This is a genomic window from Nitrosomonas sp. GH22, from assembly GCF_009833115.1.
Classification (GTDB): domain Bacteria; phylum Pseudomonadota; class Gammaproteobacteria; order Burkholderiales; family Nitrosomonadaceae; genus Nitrosomonas; species Nitrosomonas eutropha.
Genome location: NZ_QRCA01000010.1, coordinates 150,397 through 166,898 on the forward strand (window position 1 = coordinate 150,397; position 16,502 = coordinate 166,898).

A 16,502-nucleotide genomic window follows, 5' to 3' on the forward strand; every position below is an offset into this window, starting at 1 on the left:
CGTTATGCGAGATTCGCCGCAGCAAATTCCCAATTAATCAATTTATCAATTACTGTATTGACATAATCAGGTCGACGATTCTGGAAATCCAAATAGTAAGCATGCTCCCATACATCAATCGTCAACAGAGGGCGAATGCTACGCGTCAAAGGCGAGTCAGCGTTACTTGTCTTAATAATAGTTAACTTTGTTCCCTCTTGCGCGAGCCAGGCCCAGCCACTACCAAATTGTGTAATTGCGGCAGTGGCAAATTCCTGTTTAAAGGCTTCCACACTGCCAAACGCTTCTTCAATTTTTTGTTTTAATGCCGCCGGTGGTTCACCGCCTCCATTAGGGCTGAGACTGTTCCAGTAAAACATGTGGTTCCAGACCTGAGCTGCATTATTGAAAATCCCGATTTTATCAGCATGGCCAGCTGTGGCCATAATAATCTGTTCCAGTGATTGTCCGGCAAATGGAGTGCCCATAACGAGTTTATTCAGATTATCTACATAGCCTTTATGGTGCTTGCCGTAATGAAAATTTAATGTATGTGCAGAAATAACTGGTTCAAGCGCATTATCTGCATAAGGAAGAGGGGGCAACACATATGTATCACCCGATTGTGCTGCTTTTGAAAAATTATCCAGACTGGTACTCATTTTCTCTCCTTTATTTCTGAATAAAAATTTGAATAATGAAATCATACGATTGATATTGTTAATAAAAATATTATTGGCTGGCACCTGTAACCTCTGTAGCGAAAGTCACCTGGTTGTATCCAGCTGTTCTTGCAGCCTCCATAATCGTGATAACTGACTGATGGGTAGCTTTTGCATCCGCACTGATTACGATGATCGGGTTGTCCTGGTTATGGGCAGCTGATCGCAAAGCATCTCGCAAACTTTCAATGCTGGTAAATTTTATTGGACTATGGTTAATCGTATAGTCTCCCGCAACACTGACCGATATATCTATCGTCCTTGGAGCATCCGATACGTGATCTTCTTCAATAACAGCCGCTTGTGGCAACGTTATTTCCAGCTCCGAAAATTTTGAATAGGTAGTAGTAATTACCAGAAAAATGAGGATTACCACTAGCACATCAATCATAGGAACGAGATTGATCTCAGGTTCTTCTCTTTTCTGTCCTCGCTGAAAATTCATTAGACTTTGAGTATTAGGCCAGTAAAACTGCTGAATCTGCCCTGCTGGGCTTATACAGCAAACGGGATTTGCTCTTAAAACTTGCAGGCTGACAAGCTATTCTAGTTTATTATTGCCACTTTCACCATGCCTAGGTGTATTTCGAGTTATTCCGGATTTTTGTAAAGGTCTTTCAAGTGGATCGTCCAGTAGTCAGTGTAGTAATGGGCAGCAGCAGCGATTGGCATATCATGCAGCATGCTGCAAATATTTTGAAGAAATTCTCTATCCCGCACGAAACCATAATTGTCTCAGCGCACCGCACACCCGACAGGATGTTTGATTATGCCGAGACGGCTCGTGACCGTGGAATCAAATGTATTATCGCCGGTGCAGGTGGTGCAGCTCACCTGCCAGGGATGATTGCTGCCAAAACCACGCTGCCCGTTCTTGGTGTTCCAGTCACTTCAAAACACTTACAGGGTATTGATTCACTCCTATCCATTGTACAAATGCCCAAAGGGGTACCGGTTGCCACTTTCGCTATCGGCGAAGCCGGGGCGGTGAATGCTGCGCTGTTTGCTGTTGCCATGCTGGCCGGGAAAGATACCGTGTTGGCCGAGAAACTTGATCAGTTTCGCAAGGATCAGGCGGATTCCGTTGCTGCAATGACTCTCCCTGAATCATGTATATAAGACCAGGCACCATGCTGGGCATGCTGGGTGGCGGTCAACTGGGAAGAATGTTCACCATGGCAGCACAACAAATGGGTTACCGGGTAACTGTACTTGATCCGGCCGCAGAAAGTCCTGCCGCGAACATTGCCGAACGCCATCTGCAAGCAGATTATCTGGATTATCGGGCGCTGGATGAATTAGGATCGACTTGTGCCGCGGTCACTATCGAATTTGAAAATGTCCCCGCTCAGGCACTATGCTATCTGGCGCAACGCTGCATAGTCAGCCCTAATGCCGAAAGTGTCTCAATCGCACAGAACCGTATCCTTGAGAAACAATTTCTTATGGAAAACGGTTTTCCAGTTGTGCCTTTCGTCGCTATTCGTAGCGAAAAAGATATATCCCGGAAAATTGATGCATCCTTATTCCCCTGTATACTTAAAATCAGTCAATTTGGTTATGATGGTAAGGGACAAATTCAAATTGAAAACACGGATATTTTGCCGGAACGATTTGCTGATTTGGGAAGCAGGCCCTGCGTACTGGAAAAACGATTACCGCTTGCCCATGAAATTTCCGTTATCCTTGCTCGCGATAATCACAATCGCATTACTTTCTTTCCCGTCCCGGAAAACAGGCATGTGAAAGGTATCCTTGATACAAGCATTGTACCAGCCGGGTTATCTGACAAGATTATTGAAGAAGCTTGTGAAATTGCCAGACAAGTGGCTATAAGGCTGAATTATATTGGCGTTCTGTGTGTAGAATTCTTTGTTCTGAATAATGATCAGGTTCTGGTTAATGAAATTGCACCACGTCCGCACAACAGCGGACATTATTCGCTTGATGCCTGTATCACCTCACAATTTGAGCAACAAGTTCGCGTATTGTGTGGGCTTCCACACGGCAGCACAAAACAGGTACAGGCTGCTGTAATGATTAATATACTCGGGGACCTATGGCAAAATGATGAACCTGCCTGGAACCAGATATTACGTCACTCACAAGCCAAGCTGCATTTGTACGGTAAACGTGAAGCAAAACCAGGCAGGAAAATGGGGCATTTCACTGTACTAGCAGACTCAACTGAAGAAGCTTTTCTGCAAGCTCAGCATATCAGGCATAATCTTCAATCCTAATACAACACACCAGAAATAAGCTCCCCATCAATCAACTATGACAACAACTGCGACGCTGTTTGAAACCAATATAACAAGCCTCCCCCTGCTACACCGGGGAAAGGTACGGGATATTTATGTGGTAGATGAAAATAACCTACTGATTATACAGACAGATCGCATTTCTGCTTTTGATGTAATATTACCGACCCCGATCCCGGGAAAAGGTAAGATTCTGACAAAAATTTCCCGTTTCTGGTTCGAGAAACTAGCTCACATTATCCCCAACCACCTTACCGACATACCACCTGAATCCGTTATTCTGCCTGGAGAGCGAGATCAGGTTACAGACCGCGCTTTTGTTGTTAAAAAATTGAAGCCACTCCCTGTCGAGGCAATTGTACGCGGTTATATTTCTGGTTCTGGCTGGAGAGATTATCAGCACAGCGGCACCATTTGTGGCGTTACCCTGCCTGAGGGGTTACGAGAGGCTGACAAAATTCCTGATGGTGCAATTTTTACACCATCAACTAAGGCAGAAGCAGGATCACATGATGAGAATATTTCATATGCTTCTTGTGAACAAATATTGGGAGCACCGCTTGCTTCAGTTGTCAGCAAATATGCAATTGCGCTTTACAGTGCTGCAGCTGACTATGCATTGACACGAAATATCATTATCGCTGATACCAAGTTTGAATTTGGCCTGGATGATAACGATCAGCTTTACCTGATCGATGAAGCACTAACCCCGGACTCCTCTCGTTTCTGGCCTGCTGAAGGCTATCAACCTGGTAAAACCCCACCAAGTTATGACAAACAGTTTATTCGCGACTGGCTGGAACAAACTGGCTGGAACAAAACTCCACCTGCTCCTGCTATCCCGGCTGAAATTCTCATACAAACAGTAGAAAAATATCAGGAAGCATATCAAGTGTTGGCACAGTAATTAATATACTTACAACTCATGGTAAGTTGATAGCGGAGCGACTGATGGTTTCAATCGGATGCGGCTGCCCAACAGCAAATCCTTGAGCATAATCGATCCCAATTTCTGCGAGTTTTTCCAGAATAGCTTGTGTTTCTACCAGCTCTCCTATTGTCCCGATCTTCAAAGCACGCGCAAATTTGTTGATATTTTCAATTTTTTTCAGATCTTCCGCATCACGTAAAATGTTGCAAACTATGCTGCCATCTATCTTCAAAAAATCTGCCCTGATGTACTTCAGCAAATCAAATGATGTACGGTCATGATTGAAGCTGCATAATGAAACCAGGCACCCTAATTGCTGCATTTTCTTTACGAATAATACTGTATTTTGCAAATTAGCTATAACATCAAATGCTTCTATTTCAAAACATAATTTATCAGGCGGTACTTTGGCGTTCTTCAGGAGATCTTGAACGTGATCAGCAAACGCCGGATCATTAAGTGTGCTGTTAGATAAATTTATACAAAATGAAATTTCAGTACTAACATTCTTTTTTGAAAGGTATTGGATAATTTTCTTCACGACCCATCCGTCCAGACGCGGCATCAGGTTGTGTTTTTCGACAAGCGGGAGAAACGCGCCCGGGGGAATAAGATTAGACTCTTCCTCTGCCATACGAATAAGGATTTCGTAGTAGGTTGTAGCATTCTGACTAGGTTTAACCGGCAGTATTCTCTGACAAAAAAGACGGAACTCCTCTTGCTCAATAGCCAGGATAATACGGCTGGATGAGTCTATAGATACTTGTGCCGGTTGATGTGTTGCATCTCCACCTGAGTGGAGGGTAAGCTTTCTTTTCCACGATTGCTCATTCTCAGATACAGATTTTTCTTTAAGACCCTCCAGAGACAGCTCATCTTTCTTCATAAACCGAGGTGTATAAAGAGTATAAAACCCGATTACCTTTCCGCCAGAATCGAAATGCGGTATTAAATGGGCGGTAACCAAACAGGTAGATTGATTTATAAGTAGCTGAACTTGTTGACTTTGTACTGTTTCGCCAGATAATACGCGTCCGACTTCATGCTTGATATGGGTATAAAATGATCCACTGAGAAACTCATGCAAAAATCGATTTTCTATTTGTTCAGACCTTAATCCAAACCATTGACGAAAAGCCCGATTGTGATAGCGGCATTGCTGCTCCGGATTAAAGTAAGCTAGCATGACCGGAAAATTCTCATCTACAATTTGTAGCTTGGCTTTATTCTCCGAAGAAGTTTTTTCGGCCCAGATTCGATATTTTATTTCATTGGCAAGACGTTCTTTTTGAGCAGTCAACTGTGCAAATTGTATTAAAAATATTTTTTCAGCATGCACAATCTGAATAATTGTAATTAGGATTGCTGTTACCAGAATTACCCATAGCCCTACAATGATATGTGGCTCGATAGAGAGCATGGAATAATCCAGCGTGATCAATAAACCGGCAACAACCATTGTTACAGCCGTCGGCAAAAAAGGTTTAATCGTATTGATTTTTGAGTGGATATGCATAGCTATGAGGAAAGTCTCGTTAAAAAAATTTAATTTCCCCAAACTGACCACAACTAACTATAAGATCCAAACGGACGTACTGAAGCCCAAAATTTCCAAAAGCTACCAGGTGTCAACGTGAAACTTCTGGTCGAATGTTCACTGATAGCTGTAAGCTTTAACTGTGTTATTTGCTTTTTCTTCAATGCCTGAAGTAATGGAGCGAACCAGCTCTGCTCAATTTTCATCAATTCATTTCTCCAATTGAATGCATCCCTGTAATTGGCGTATTTATGGAGATTATCCAGAAATACCAATTGTTCACCTGAATCATCAGAGTATCGCAGTAACTCGCCGGTATCTTCCGGCAAATTATGACACGCAATTTTTCCCATTTCTGCCAGAGCAAAAGCAAGGATGTGATTGCTCCAAATTCTGGTATAGGGTGTATGCACTTTTTGGGGCATAACGCCTCCTCCCCATGCCCATACACTATTGACCACCAGATCTCCCTGGGCTTCTCTTATCTGATTTAACGGATGCTCATATAAAAGCATTTGTATTTCATTGATTCTGCTGTTCCAGATCGAATTATCATTCCCGTGAGGTAGAAGATTATTTATATTTTGACCAACCACCTCACTCAAGAGAAATGTTTGCAGCTCAGGTATTTCACTACACTGCAGATACCAGCGGTCAGAATGAAGGGGCAGCAGGGTCAAACCATCATCTGAAATTAACTCATTAATACTATCGGTAAATGAAATTGCCTCCTTTAGGGAAATATTCAAAATGTGGTTATCGCCCAAAAGTATATGGTTGTTTTTAATCCGGAGATGAACTGGGTCAACGCGTAACCAATAATTATCTCTAAATTCAGCGCACCCTCTATCCAACTGCAGCACTATGGGAGCAACGGGCCAGTCATGCTGTTTTTGTACATTAAAAACCTCACATAGCCAAGATTCTACGGTGTGTCCTGGATCTTCAGTACAGAAGCTTTTTGCAAGCATCGTTTCCAATGCCGGTAATTCCAGGTGACGGTAAATATCTACTTGCGAATTATCTGGCCAGAATAAGGCGGGAATACATAAATGTAGATTCATACAAAATTAGAAATAAATATAAAAGCATCATTGAAGCTATGCTCACTGAGCAAAAGCAATTTATCGATGAAAAATCATAAAAATCACATCGCCCTATGTTTTATTTGCTGCTCGCACACTCCTGGCAGTACAGTTTTACTATCCCCATTACAGAATAGCCAACATTTTTACACAAATATATAAAAGATCCCTGCATACCCCTGAAATTCTACAGAAGAGCGGGGAAAGAGATTTGGCTGAAGTAGTTTTTGCCGATTGATTCTGGGGAAAAGAGAAGTTTTCCTCATTTTTCAGGGGATCCCCTTTATGCTGTAACAGGACAGGTTTCTCCTGCTGATGGATCATTAATAAAAATTTTGTTAGCTACTTTTTTCAGATTCATACCAATACATTTCATGATGATATGGGCGTTGATTTTTATCGTGCTGAAGTAGCTGGCATGTTTCATTCCGGACAAGCGTTTGGCGATGCTAAAACACCGCTCAACGATATTTGGTATTTTTTGCTGATGCGTTTGTTCGCCAGCTTTTGTCGGGCTGAAAGTGATTTGTTTTTGTAAGCCTGAGCAACCAGTGGTTATGGAAACGTCATGAGAACCTGTTTATGCTCTTCTGGGGCAATAGTGCTAAAAGTGCCAGGTGGATAAATTGCAAGCTGGTACTGAGTTTGCGCTCGCAGTTCTTCCATAATCGCCGGTATTTTTCCAGCCATGAAAAAGTTTATTCCACAATCCAGCGCCTGAGAATGACCACAAAAGTGTGCGGTTCACTTCTCCTGGCAATCTGCACCGTGATCACCTCACCTAAACACAACCTGACTACCTCGATAGGTGGTTGAGCTGTGTAGCCAGAATCCGCAAAGATGCTCAATACGCTGGACAGTCGGTGTGTGCCTGGCGTCAATGTAGCAATAACGCCCTTGCGGTCGGTAATGTCCGTGGTTGTCACAGATGCCATCGACGTCAGGTTTTTTCCATTTGGAGAATACGCGTAAACCGCTTCCTATTTCGGGTAGTCACCGGGAAACACTCACCATTGGTAGCCCATTTTAAGCATGTACACCACAGTCGAAAAGATCAACAGTGCGCGCCTGGATAACTTTTTCTCATGCCTAATATTTAAGCATCATCAGGGTATCAAATGATTCTTGCCCGCTACTGGCGGTGATTGATCCCATTTACATTTATATAAACCACCTAAACCCGACCGTAGCTGTTTTCAGTCAACCAACCTATCAATCTTCATCAATGCTCTATCTTGCTTCAAACGACGTGCCAACTCGATCAATTCAAAACTCATCCACATCTTGCAAATTTGATCAGATATTTATATCTCTCCATTTTAAGGGTTCTTTGACCAATAGGAACAGTTATGCAGGGGGATTAAAAATTACCAGTTGCAAAATTTTCAAAGATGAATATAATTTTAAGAATTATTCTCATTACTGATTAGGGTTGTTGCAGCTGTAATCAATTGAGTATACCCCGTGTTTTCTGAAAATTATTCGACAAAAGTTATCTTTCATGTATATTTGCGTATGTAAGGGAATAACTGAACGCGACATTCACGAGGCCGTAAAACAAGGTGCCGTAAGGATGCGTGATCTAAGGAGCTGCTTGGGCGTTACCGGTCAATGTGGTATTTGTGCTTGCCACGCCAAGGTAACCTTGGATAAGGTATTGAACCAGGAGCTTTCTCAACAAACTACTGCAAGACCCTCCTGAAGTCCTTCTGACTTACTGAAGCTTGCAGGCTAATCATCCGGAGAGAGAAAATCATGAAAGGTAATGCCGATATAATTCGCTGGTTAAATCGTCAGCTACAGCTCGAATTGACTGCTATCAATCAATATTTTCTTCATGCTCGCATGTATAAAAACTGGGGATTTAACAAGCTCGGTGAGTATGAATACCAAGAATCTATTGAAGAAATGAAGCATGCAGATCAATTAATTGAGCGCATTCTTTTTCTTGAGGGCTTGCCTAATTTACAAGAACTTGGGAAATTAATGATCGGTGAAAATGCACAAGAATGTATCACTTGTGATCTTGAGCTGGAGCGTGCAGGTCGGGAAACTCTCATAAGTGCGATAGCCGCTTGTGAAACAGCACAGGATTATGTCTCACGTGAAATTTTTAAAGAAATTCTGGAAGATACAGAAGAGCATATCGACTGGCTGGAAACACAGCAAGACGTAATTCAAAATATTGGCCTTCAGAACTGGCTGCAGAGCCAGATTTAATAGCTTGTCATCTGGCCTGCCGTCAAATATGCGTCTGCAGGGTTGTTTTATAACTGAGAACAACAAGGCATCGAGAGTCGGAAGCAACACACCTCCTGTATCAGGGTAAGAATATGTGGCTGGATCCAATCTAACCAGTTAGATTCAGCCAGTGCTGCTTCTGTATGCAATCGTCTGCATATTGTCTATTACTGATCAAAATTAGAAATGTGCTGATAGAATACAAGTCTAACTTGCTATTTTATTAATATCTGTATTTCTAACTTAGTACTTAGTATTATGACTATTAATTGTACTCAGTGTGGTAGTAACCGGACGCATAAATCCCGTTTCAGGCCAGGTGAGCGTACTCCTTCAAACTTGTTACTTTCTCCCTATCGCTGTCGTGACTGCAAGGCACGCTTCTGGGGTCGAAATAATGATACTTGTTTTGTGGCTGCAATAAGTGTCGGTAGTATATTTTTGCTGGGAACATTAATCTGGATTGGGTTTTCTACTGACGAATCCATAAGAAATGACCTGCAATCTCAACCACAAGCGTCTTCTGCAGAATTACTTCGAAGTTCTCCTCAATCTCCATCAGTTATTGCATCAACGAAACCAACGCTATCTGAGGCAATTGCGCGCGGAGAGAAAATTAATCTTGAATCGATCAGAAGTGAAGAATCTCATTCTGTACCAAACCTCAGTGACAATCGATTCTATACGATTAGCCTTTTCCTTGAAAAAGCCAGAAAAGGCAGCGCTGACGCCCAATATCAACTAGGTTTACTATATCTGACTGGTAAAGGAACACTTCAAGACTTCTCTGAAGCTTCAAAATGGTTCATATTGGCTGCCGAACAAAATCATCCTCTTGCGCAGTATGAACTCGGCCTGCTTTATCAAATTGGCCAAGGCGTAGAAATGGATAGTGAAAAAAGTTATGTATGGTTCAATCTGGCTGCTGCAGCTGGTATAGAGCAGGCAGCATTGGCACGCGATAAAGCCATGCGTTCACTCAGTAGAGTACAACTTACATCAGCACAAAAAACAGCCCGAGAGTGGCTGGATTCCAGAAATAAATCTGAGAAACAGCTATCGGGCTATTAGAGTAATAACACTACGACTTAATTAAAGTGCTTTAACCATATCTTCCACGACTTTCTTGGCATCACCAAATACCATCATGGTCTTATCCATATAAAAGAGATCATTGTCCAAGCCCGCATAGCCAGCAGCCATACTGCGTTTGACAACCATTACTGTACGTGCCTTATATGCCTCCAGGATTGGCATTCCGTAAATAGGACTTCCTGGAACATTTGCTGCCGGATTGACTACATCATTTGCGCCTAATACCAGTACGACATCGGTATTCGGAAAATCACTGTTGATCTCTTCCATTTCCTGAACCATCTCATAGGGAATCTCAGCCTCTGCAAGCAGTACATTCATATGGCCAGGCATACGACCTGCGACAGGATGAATGGCAAAACGAATATTGATTCCTTTTTTATGCAGTGCCAATGCTAATTCTTTAACGGCATGCTGAGCACGTGCCACGGCCAGTCCATATCCGGGAATGATAATAACACTGTCCGAATTCCCCAACAAAAATGCAGCATCATCTGCACTACCGCTACGGTAGGTTTTCTGTGCCCCATCGCTAGTACTCTGGCTTCCTCCATCACTGCCAAAACCACCAAGAATCACAGAAAGAAATGGTCGGTTCATGGCCTTACACATAATGTAAGAGAGAATTGCGCCAGAGCTACCTACCAGAGATCCGGCGATAATCAACATCGGATTCCCAAGCGAAAAACCAATTCCTGCTGCAGCCCATCCCGAATATGAGTTCAACATGGAAATCACAACCGGCATGTCTGCACCACCGATTGGAATAATAATGAGAAAACCCAACAGGAAGGCAACCGCTGTCATTGTAGAAAATGCAGTCCAGTTCGTTGTTTCGCTAAAGAAAAACCATAAGCCAAAACTGATCATGACAATTGCCAGCAACAAATTAACCATATGCTGGCCACTAAAGATAATCGGTGCGCCACTCATGCGCCCGGATAACTTAAGGAAAGCAATAACGGATCCAGACCATGTCATGGCACCGATGAAAGTCCCCAGAAAAAGCTCAAGTTTATTACCAGCAGGTAATATTTCCGGCAAACCGAATGAAACCGGATTATTGACAGCGGCAATTGCAATAAATACCGCAGCAAGTCCAACAAGCGAATGCATGAACGCAATGAGTTCAGGCATTGCAGTCATCTGAATACGCTGCGCCACAATTGAACCGATGATTGCACCCACAGCAATACAGCTTAAAATCAGCACCCAGTTTCCAGTAATGGTCAGGGTTGTACTTACAGCAATACCCATCCCCAACATACCAAGTAGATTGCCACGACGTGCAGCAGTGGGCGAACTTAATCCCTTGAGTGAAAGAATAAAAAATACAGCCGCTACCAGATAGGCCAGCGCGATGAAGTTAACAGACATTTAGGCTTGTCCTTTTTTATCTTTTTTCTTAAACATTTCCAGCATACGCTGGGTAACGAGAAATCCACCGAATACATTGATGGATGCCAAGACCACGGCTGCAGCCCCTAACCACGCCCCCCAGTCCGCTTCAGCTGAGCCCGCTGCCAACATTGCTCCGACCAGAATGATACTGGAAATTGCATTTGTTACTGACATCAAGGGGGTATGAAGAGCAGGTGTCACATTCCACACCACATGGTAGCCAACAAAAACTGCCAGGACAAATACTGTCAGGTTAATGATCGTTGGATCAATTTCTCCAATCATGTGTTTTCCTCATAGAGATTCATAAATTTTATGTGTAAACAATACAACCGACTTTTATGATTTACCTATAATTTCTCCAGCCGTACAGACCAGGCTTCCTTTGACAATCTCGTCTTCGCGATCTATTTTAAGCTCGCCAGTCTGTGTATCCAATATTAGATTTAGGAAATTTAACAGATTACGTGCATATAACGCACTGGCGTCTGTCGCCACCAATCCTGGGAGATTTGCTATGCCAACCAAATGCACGCCGTGTTTAACTACAGTTTTGCCAAGCTCTGATAACGAACAATTTCCACCTGCTTCAACGGCCATATCCACTATTACCGAGCCGGGCTTCATCGCCTTGACTGTTTCTTCACTAATCAGGATGGGAGCCGGGCGACCCGGAATCAAAGCAGTTGTAATGATAATATCTGCAGCAGCGGCACGTTCATGAATCAGATTGCTCTGCCGACGCTTGTAATCCTCCGACATTTCAGCCGCGTATCCGCCAGCAGTCTCTGCTTTAGCTTTTTCCTCATCCGTCAATGGAACTTCCACAAACTTAGCTCCCAAGCTTTCTACCTGCTCTTTGACTGCTGGCCTCACATCAAATGCTTCAATCACTGCACCCAAGCGTTTGGCTGTTGCAATCGCCTGCAACCCAGCCACACCAGCTCCTAGAATCAACATACGTGCGGCTTTAACCGTACCGGCTGCCGTCATCAGCATGGGAAAAAATCTCTGGTATACATTAGCAGCCAGAATAACTGCTTTGTAACCACCAATATTGGCCTGAGAAGACAGCACATCCATACTTTGGGCCCGTGATATACGGGGTAGTTTTTCCATCGCGAATGCAGTGACACCATGCCGGGCTACTATCTCAATTTCTTCTGCAAGATGAGGTGCAAGCAAACCAATCAGTATCGCATCTTTTTTCATATGAACCAGTTCGCTGGCTTCAGGGCCCCGAACCTTCAGTATGATCTGGGATTGCTCATATAACTGCGAAGCACCGGAGACGATTACTGCACCTGCTTCCTGGTATGCGGAATCAGGGATGCTGGCGTTTATGCCCGCTCCTGCCTGCACCAGAACAGTATGCAGTCCCTTGGCAACCAATTTCTTGACGGTTTCTGGCGTAGCCGCCACGCGTGTTTCTCCTGCACGCGTTTCGGCAGGTATGCCTATGTGCATGGATGTTCTCCCTTGTTATTTTATTAATTCATTAATCAAAAATTGTCGTACTGACAACCACAGCAAAATCCATCACACTCATTCAATTTAATACCAAATTCTAAATCAATTTAAAACAGATTGATTTTGGCAGCATTCATGATATCTGACTAAGATGCATGATTATTACTGTGTTGCAAACAATGTCCAATCCAGTGACTTGTCAGTTTTTCCTGCACACTATTCAGGCGCAAACGTGAAGCTAATCCACCGAAATCGACCAGATCCAATGGCTGATCTTGATTAAAGCAGGAAAAAACGTATGAAATCTCGCCTGTCTCGGGATTCTTTTGAGGTTGCAGGCATTGCGCGCAGATTTCCTTCATCATGCACTGCATCGGGGAATTAATCGATCCCACTGCAAAGTGTCCGGCTTTAAGATAAGGTGCCAGTTGCTGATGCCGTGCAGCAGCAACTGCTGCCATCATGCGATCGGAGCCGATTGCTATAATACGGTCGGCAGCCTGCATGGAAATCGGTGTATGACCCAGCTCACCATTGGCATAAGCAACCATTGCCTGCACAATATTACCCACATAACTCAAATCGCCTGGACGAGAAGGTTGGAATCCTGGTGATTCGTCACTGCACCAAACAATGGTATCGGCTGCCGCTTCTATTTCTGCCACTTTGTAGCGGTCAGCCAATTTTTTGTAGCCCGCAAAATACAATACTTTACAACCAGCAACCCGGGCAGCAGCACCAATCGAGAACAATACTGCATTACCTAGCCCGCCACCAACCAATATAACAGTTTCATTGGATTCAATTTCCGTTGGTGTTCCGGTTGGCCCCATCAAAATAACCGGCTCACCAGGTTGAAGTAACGAGCACAAATTTGCAGATCCACCCATTTCCAGTGCGATCAATGATACCAAACCTTTCGAGGTATCAACTGAAGCGCCTGTAAGGGCAATTCCTTCCATAGCCAAACGAGTGTGCTCAGAACTTCTTGCAAATGAAGCATAATTTTGAAAACGATAAAATTGCCCAGGGCGAAAATGACGAGCAGCCAAAGGTGCATGAACGACAACTTCTATGATGTTTGGTGTCAGGCGTTCCACCTTATGCACGGTAGCGCGCAACTCATCTCCAATTTCAATGAAAAATTGAGAAGCGGTTTGTACTGATACGGGATCAATCTGAGCAAGCACTCGGCTGACCACTGGATAACCTTGTTTGGCACTGGACATTGCTTTAACCACATTACCTGAATAAGATGGATGCAGGTCACCAAAGAAACTGATGAAACGTCCATCACTAGAGTGGCTCAATAATACCGCGGGCGTCTCAGGCTTGGGATTACCTTTAATGACATCTACAGGCTGACCTTGTTCATCATAAGAAGCAAAATAGTGTCCATTCAGTTTGAAATACTGTGAGTCTTCACGTGCCAGAACAGTATTCGGCTGGGTTCCAGCTGCCACCAATATTGTTCGAGCAGGTTGAACTACCTCCCTCACTTTATACCAATTACCCTCCTCATCCACTGCCTGAACAACAAAACAGATAGATTGAACATGCTCCCATTGATCAATATCAATCCTCAATGGAGTCAGGCCTTCGGCAAAATAGATACCCTCCTCCAACGCTTTCTCTACTTCTTCATGATTCAGCGTATAGGAAGGACTGTCGATCAATCGTTTTCGATAAGCAACTATAGCGCCACCCCAGGATTGCAGCAATGCCGCAACACGAGGTTCGCGATTTTCCTGTCCCGCCTGAGCTTTCTCATTACGGATAGCTCGTGCGTGACTCATAAATTCTTCAGCAATTTCACACTCTTCAATGTCCCAACTAGCGCGTATTACAGCCTCTCCTTGTACTGCTGCCAATATTTCATAGCGCTTCAGGAATTTTTCTACCTGAATGGGGTAATAAGCCAGCGCTTCTGTTGCAGCATCGATTGCTGTCAATCCACCCCCTATCACGACCACCGGTAAACGCAACTGCATGTTGGCGATAGAATTGCTCTGGGCAGCTCCCGTTAGCTGAAGCGCCATCAGGAAGTCAGATGCAGCTCGCACGCCTCGAGCTAATCCGTTGGGTATATTCAAAATAGTTGGACGTCCAGCGCCTGCTGCTAGTGCAATATGATCAAATCCTAGCTGCCATGCATCATCGACAGTCAGCGTGCCTCCAAAGCGCACACCACCGAAAAGAGCAAATTCCGAACGACGTTCCAGTAATAAACGGATCAGTTTAAGGAAATTCTTATCCCAACGTACTGTAATACCATATTCAGCTACACCACCAAACCCGGCAGGCAATCGTTCATCTAGATCTTCGCTTAACTGCTTGACATCGTAAATCGGCATAAAAGAATTACGCTCGCCTTTTATATCTATTCCAGAGATATTGGCTGATAAAGGCTCTATTTTTAATCCATCCACACCCACTACGGTATGGCCATCATTCATAAGATGATGTGACAATGTGTAGCCTGCCGGCCCCATACCAACCACCAGCACTTTCTTGCCTGTTGCCGCTTTGGGATAGGGTCTGTGCAAATTAAGCGGATTCCAGCGCGTTAGCAAGCTGTAAATCTCAAATCCCCAAGGTAATTCGAGTACATCCTTAAGTGTGCGTGTTTCAGCCTGGGGAATATTGACGGGATCCTGTTTCTGATAAATGCATGATTTCATGCAATCGTTACAGATACGGTGCCCGGTTCCTGCACACATCGGATTGTCCAGCACGATCATGGCCAAACTGCCAATCGCAACCCCCTGGGTTTTAAGCTTGTGAAATTCTGAAATACGCTCTTCCAGCGGACAGCCGGCAAGTAACACCCCCAGATCATTTCTTTTAAAGGTTTTTACTTCTGGAATTTCTTTTGATTTTTGCAAGAATCCTTTTGAACAGGAATCCTTGCCTTGTTCGTGACACCAGATACAATAGTTCGCCTCATCCAGAGCGCCTGTCAAATCGGTTCCATGATCTGTCAGTGAAAAACCTTCACGATACCGAACATGATCAAGACGGTGCATCATATATCCATTGCAATCATCACTCTCCAATGACAGCAGATGTTTCGGATCCAGTTTACGTGGAGATTTGAATAAAATACCCTGATGAGTATGCACTTGCCCTGCAGATGTACGCAACGCCCAAGCGGCATAATGCAACGCAAGCTCAAGCTGTACCGAATAATTTGCTTCATCCGTCATCCAGTGAGCAACATGAGATGCAAAAATAAGCTCCGAAAAAGGCTGGCCAAATTCTTCCACCAACTTTCGTTCCAGCTCCAGGCCATTCAGTGTTTGCAATATCTCATCACTCACCTTGGTTTTGGCACGCCGCTGTACAAACTGACGTTTACAGAAATAAAGGGGGGCCAGTTCATGATGTCGCGCAGCTAAGGTGTTAACCTCACTTTTAATGCCAAACAATATCGCAACAAAGTCTTCCAGCCAGGGAGCCACTTCAATCAGCAAAGCGGATTCATCCTTGGGTGACAGTTGCCCTGGATGCTTTCGTGCCTGAATCAGCCGATCACATAATCTGGGATCACCTTCTCCAAGAAAACTCAGGAATATCTGATCCAGTTTAACCAGGCCAACTCGTTCATACAGTTCCGGAAAGGACATGCCAAATTCAAGGACAAGCCTGGGGTCAGATATTATTGAGGAATAATTGTGCATTGATTGAGAATCAATCATATATTTTAGTCAAATATCCAGGATATTTTTCTAATACAAAAATAGGAATAAACAGATGGCAGGTATTTATTGACTGGAATAA

16 protein-coding genes and 1 pseudogene are annotated in these 16,502 nt (G+C 43.7%); 7 read left to right on the forward strand and 10 right to left on the reverse strand.

What is annotated here, in order from left to right; translation table 11 throughout:
• Positions 1-2 precede the first annotated feature (2 nt).
• The gene (locus ABF86_RS04290; RefSeq protein ID WP_074684566.1) at positions 3-641 is read right to left on the reverse strand and encodes a superoxide dismutase; all 639 of its coding nucleotides are present in this window, start codon (positions 639-641) and stop codon (positions 3-5) included.
• Positions 642-711: 70 nt separating this feature from the next.
• A complete protein-coding gene (locus ABF86_RS04295) occupies positions 712-1,146 on the reverse strand; it encodes a biopolymer transporter ExbD (RefSeq protein WP_074684519.1) in 435 nt (144 codons plus the stop codon).
• Positions 1,147-1,322: 176 nt separating this feature from the next.
• Between ABF86_RS04295 and purE the strand changes: the two genes are divergently transcribed.
• The 3 genes from purE to ABF86_RS04310 are packed head-to-tail and all read left to right on the forward strand — an operon-like array spanning position 1,323 to position 3,869.
• Positions 1,323-1,820: a 5-(carboxyamino)imidazole ribonucleotide mutase gene (purE, locus tag ABF86_RS04300; protein WP_218138405.1), complete on the forward strand. Its 498-nt coding sequence runs from the start codon at positions 1,323-1,325 to the stop codon at positions 1,818-1,820.
• Positions 1,811-2,941, forward strand: a complete 1,131-nt coding sequence (locus ABF86_RS04305; RefSeq protein WP_083341395.1) for a 5-(carboxyamino)imidazole ribonucleotide synthase — start codon at positions 1,811-1,813, stop codon at positions 2,939-2,941. Before purE ends, ABF86_RS04305 begins: the two co-directional genes overlap by 10 nt.
• A gap of 37 nt (positions 2,942-2,978) precedes the next feature.
• On the forward strand, positions 2,979-3,869 hold the full coding sequence (locus tag ABF86_RS04310; RefSeq protein WP_074684516.1) for a phosphoribosylaminoimidazolesuccinocarboxamide synthase: 891 nt from the start codon (positions 2,979-2,981) through the stop codon (positions 3,867-3,869).
• 16 nt (positions 3,870-3,885) lie between these two features.
• Here ABF86_RS04310 and ABF86_RS04315 read toward each other — a convergent pair whose 3' ends face one another.
• The 3 genes from ABF86_RS04315 to ABF86_RS04325 all read right to left on the reverse strand — a co-directional run bounded on the left by ABF86_RS04315 (position 3,886) and on the right by ABF86_RS04325 (position 6,963).
• Positions 3,886-5,409 (reverse strand): EAL domain-containing protein, encoded by a 1,524-nt coding sequence (locus ABF86_RS04315; protein ID WP_074684515.1) that lies wholly within the window; start codon positions 5,407-5,409, stop codon positions 3,886-3,888.
• Positions 5,410-5,462: 53 nt separating this feature from the next.
• The gene (locus ABF86_RS04320; protein WP_074684514.1) at positions 5,463-6,494 is read right to left on the reverse strand and encodes a hypothetical protein; all 1,032 of its coding nucleotides are present in this window, start codon (positions 6,492-6,494) and stop codon (positions 5,463-5,465) included.
• Positions 6,495-6,798: 304 nt separating this feature from the next.
• Positions 6,799-6,963: a hypothetical protein gene (locus ABF86_RS04325; protein ID WP_305728536.1), complete on the reverse strand. Its 165-nt coding sequence runs from the start codon at positions 6,961-6,963 to the stop codon at positions 6,799-6,801.
• On the opposite strand from ABF86_RS04325, the gene ABF86_RS12750 reads away from it, so the two are divergent.
• On the forward strand, positions 6,898-7,053 hold the full coding sequence (locus ABF86_RS12750) for a hypothetical protein (protein ID WP_240142223.1): 156 nt from the start codon (positions 6,898-6,900) through the stop codon (positions 7,051-7,053). The two genes, ABF86_RS04325 and ABF86_RS12750, sit on opposite strands and share 66 nt — an antisense overlap.
• A 28-nt stretch (positions 7,054-7,081) precedes the next feature.
• On the opposite strand, the pseudogene ABF86_RS12755 reads toward ABF86_RS12750, so the two are convergent.
• Positions 7,082-7,282: pseudogene (locus tag ABF86_RS12755) on the reverse strand (transposase); the annotation flags it as partial.
• 734 nt (positions 7,283-8,016) lie between these two features.
• On the opposite strand from ABF86_RS12755, the gene ABF86_RS04335 reads away from it, so the two are divergent.
• The 3 genes from ABF86_RS04335 to ABF86_RS04345 all read left to right on the forward strand — a co-directional run bounded on the left by ABF86_RS04335 (position 8,017) and on the right by ABF86_RS04345 (position 9,827).
• On the forward strand, positions 8,017-8,217 hold the full coding sequence (locus ABF86_RS04335; protein WP_011634271.1) for a (2Fe-2S)-binding protein: 201 nt from the start codon (positions 8,017-8,019) through the stop codon (positions 8,215-8,217).
• Positions 8,218-8,270: 53 nt separating this feature from the next.
• The gene (bfr, locus tag ABF86_RS04340; RefSeq protein ID WP_011634270.1) at positions 8,271-8,735 is read left to right on the forward strand and encodes a bacterioferritin; all 465 of its coding nucleotides are present in this window, start codon (positions 8,271-8,273) and stop codon (positions 8,733-8,735) included.
• A gap of 462 nt (positions 8,736-9,197) precedes the next feature.
• On the forward strand, positions 9,198-9,827 hold the full coding sequence (locus ABF86_RS04345; protein ID WP_240142217.1) for a tetratricopeptide repeat protein: 630 nt from the start codon (positions 9,198-9,200) through the stop codon (positions 9,825-9,827).
• A 21-nt stretch (positions 9,828-9,848) separates the two neighbouring features.
• On the opposite strand, the gene ABF86_RS04350 is transcribed toward ABF86_RS04345, so the two are convergent.
• The 4 genes from ABF86_RS04350 to ABF86_RS04365 form a co-directional block, all read right to left on the reverse strand.
• Positions 9,849-11,228: an NAD(P)(+) transhydrogenase (Re/Si-specific) subunit beta gene (locus tag ABF86_RS04350; protein ID WP_011634268.1), complete on the reverse strand. Its 1,380-nt coding sequence runs from the start codon at positions 11,226-11,228 to the stop codon at positions 9,849-9,851.
• Positions 11,229-11,537 carry an NAD(P) transhydrogenase subunit alpha gene (locus ABF86_RS04355; RefSeq protein ID WP_011634267.1) on the reverse strand — a complete coding sequence of 103 codons (309 nt, stop codon included), beginning with the start codon at positions 11,535-11,537 and terminating at the stop codon, positions 11,229-11,231.
• Between the two features lie 54 nt (positions 11,538-11,591).
• Complete coding sequence (locus tag ABF86_RS04360) at positions 11,592-12,719, reverse strand: Re/Si-specific NAD(P)(+) transhydrogenase subunit alpha (protein WP_074684513.1); 1,128 nt, start codon at positions 12,717-12,719, stop codon at positions 11,592-11,594.
• Between the two features lie 149 nt (positions 12,720-12,868).
• A complete protein-coding gene (locus ABF86_RS04365; protein ID WP_074455580.1) occupies positions 12,869-16,420 on the reverse strand; it encodes an FAD-dependent oxidoreductase in 3,552 nt (1,183 codons plus the stop codon).
• Positions 16,421-16,502: the final 82 nt, after the last annotated feature.

Bases quoted from the DNA above. Each gene is read 5' to 3' on its own strand.
- ABF86_RS12750 (WP_240142223.1), top strand. From the start codon at position 6,898: ATGGGCGTTGATTTTTATCGTGCTGAAGTAGCTGGCATGTTTCATTCC.
- ABF86_RS04295 (WP_074684519.1), bottom strand. From the start codon at position 1,146: ATGAATTTTCAGCGAGGACAGAAAAGAGAAGAACCTGAGATCAATCTC.
- ABF86_RS04310 (WP_074684516.1), top strand. From the start codon at position 2,979: ATGACAACAACTGCGACGCTGTTTGAAACCAATATAACAAGCCTCCCC.
- ABF86_RS04365 (WP_074455580.1), bottom strand. From the start codon at position 16,420: ATGATTGATTCTCAATCAATGCACAATTATTCCTCAATAATATCTGAC.
- ABF86_RS04290 (WP_074684566.1), bottom strand. From the start codon at position 641: ATGAGTACCAGTCTGGATAATTTTTCAAAAGCAGCACAATCGGGTGAT.
- ABF86_RS04305 (WP_083341395.1), top strand. From the start codon at position 1,811: ATGTATATAAGACCAGGCACCATGCTGGGCATGCTGGGTGGCGGTCAA.
- ABF86_RS04360 (WP_074684513.1), bottom strand. From the start codon at position 12,719: ATGCACATAGGCATACCTGCCGAAACGCGTGCAGGAGAAACACGCGTG.
- ABF86_RS04315 (WP_074684515.1), bottom strand. From the start codon at position 5,409: ATGCATATCCACTCAAAAATCAATACGATTAAACCTTTTTTGCCGACG.
- ABF86_RS04320 (WP_074684514.1), bottom strand. From the start codon at position 6,494: ATGAATCTACATTTATGTATTCCCGCCTTATTCTGGCCAGATAATTCG.
- ABF86_RS04350 (WP_011634268.1), bottom strand. From the start codon at position 11,228: ATGTCTGTTAACTTCATCGCGCTGGCCTATCTGGTAGCGGCTGTATTT.
- bfr (WP_011634270.1), top strand. From the start codon at position 8,271: ATGAAAGGTAATGCCGATATAATTCGCTGGTTAAATCGTCAGCTACAG.
- ABF86_RS04355 (WP_011634267.1), bottom strand. From the start codon at position 11,537: ATGATTGGAGAAATTGATCCAACGATCATTAACCTGACAGTATTTGTC.
- ABF86_RS04335 (WP_011634271.1), top strand. From the start codon at position 8,017: ATGTATATTTGCGTATGTAAGGGAATAACTGAACGCGACATTCACGAG.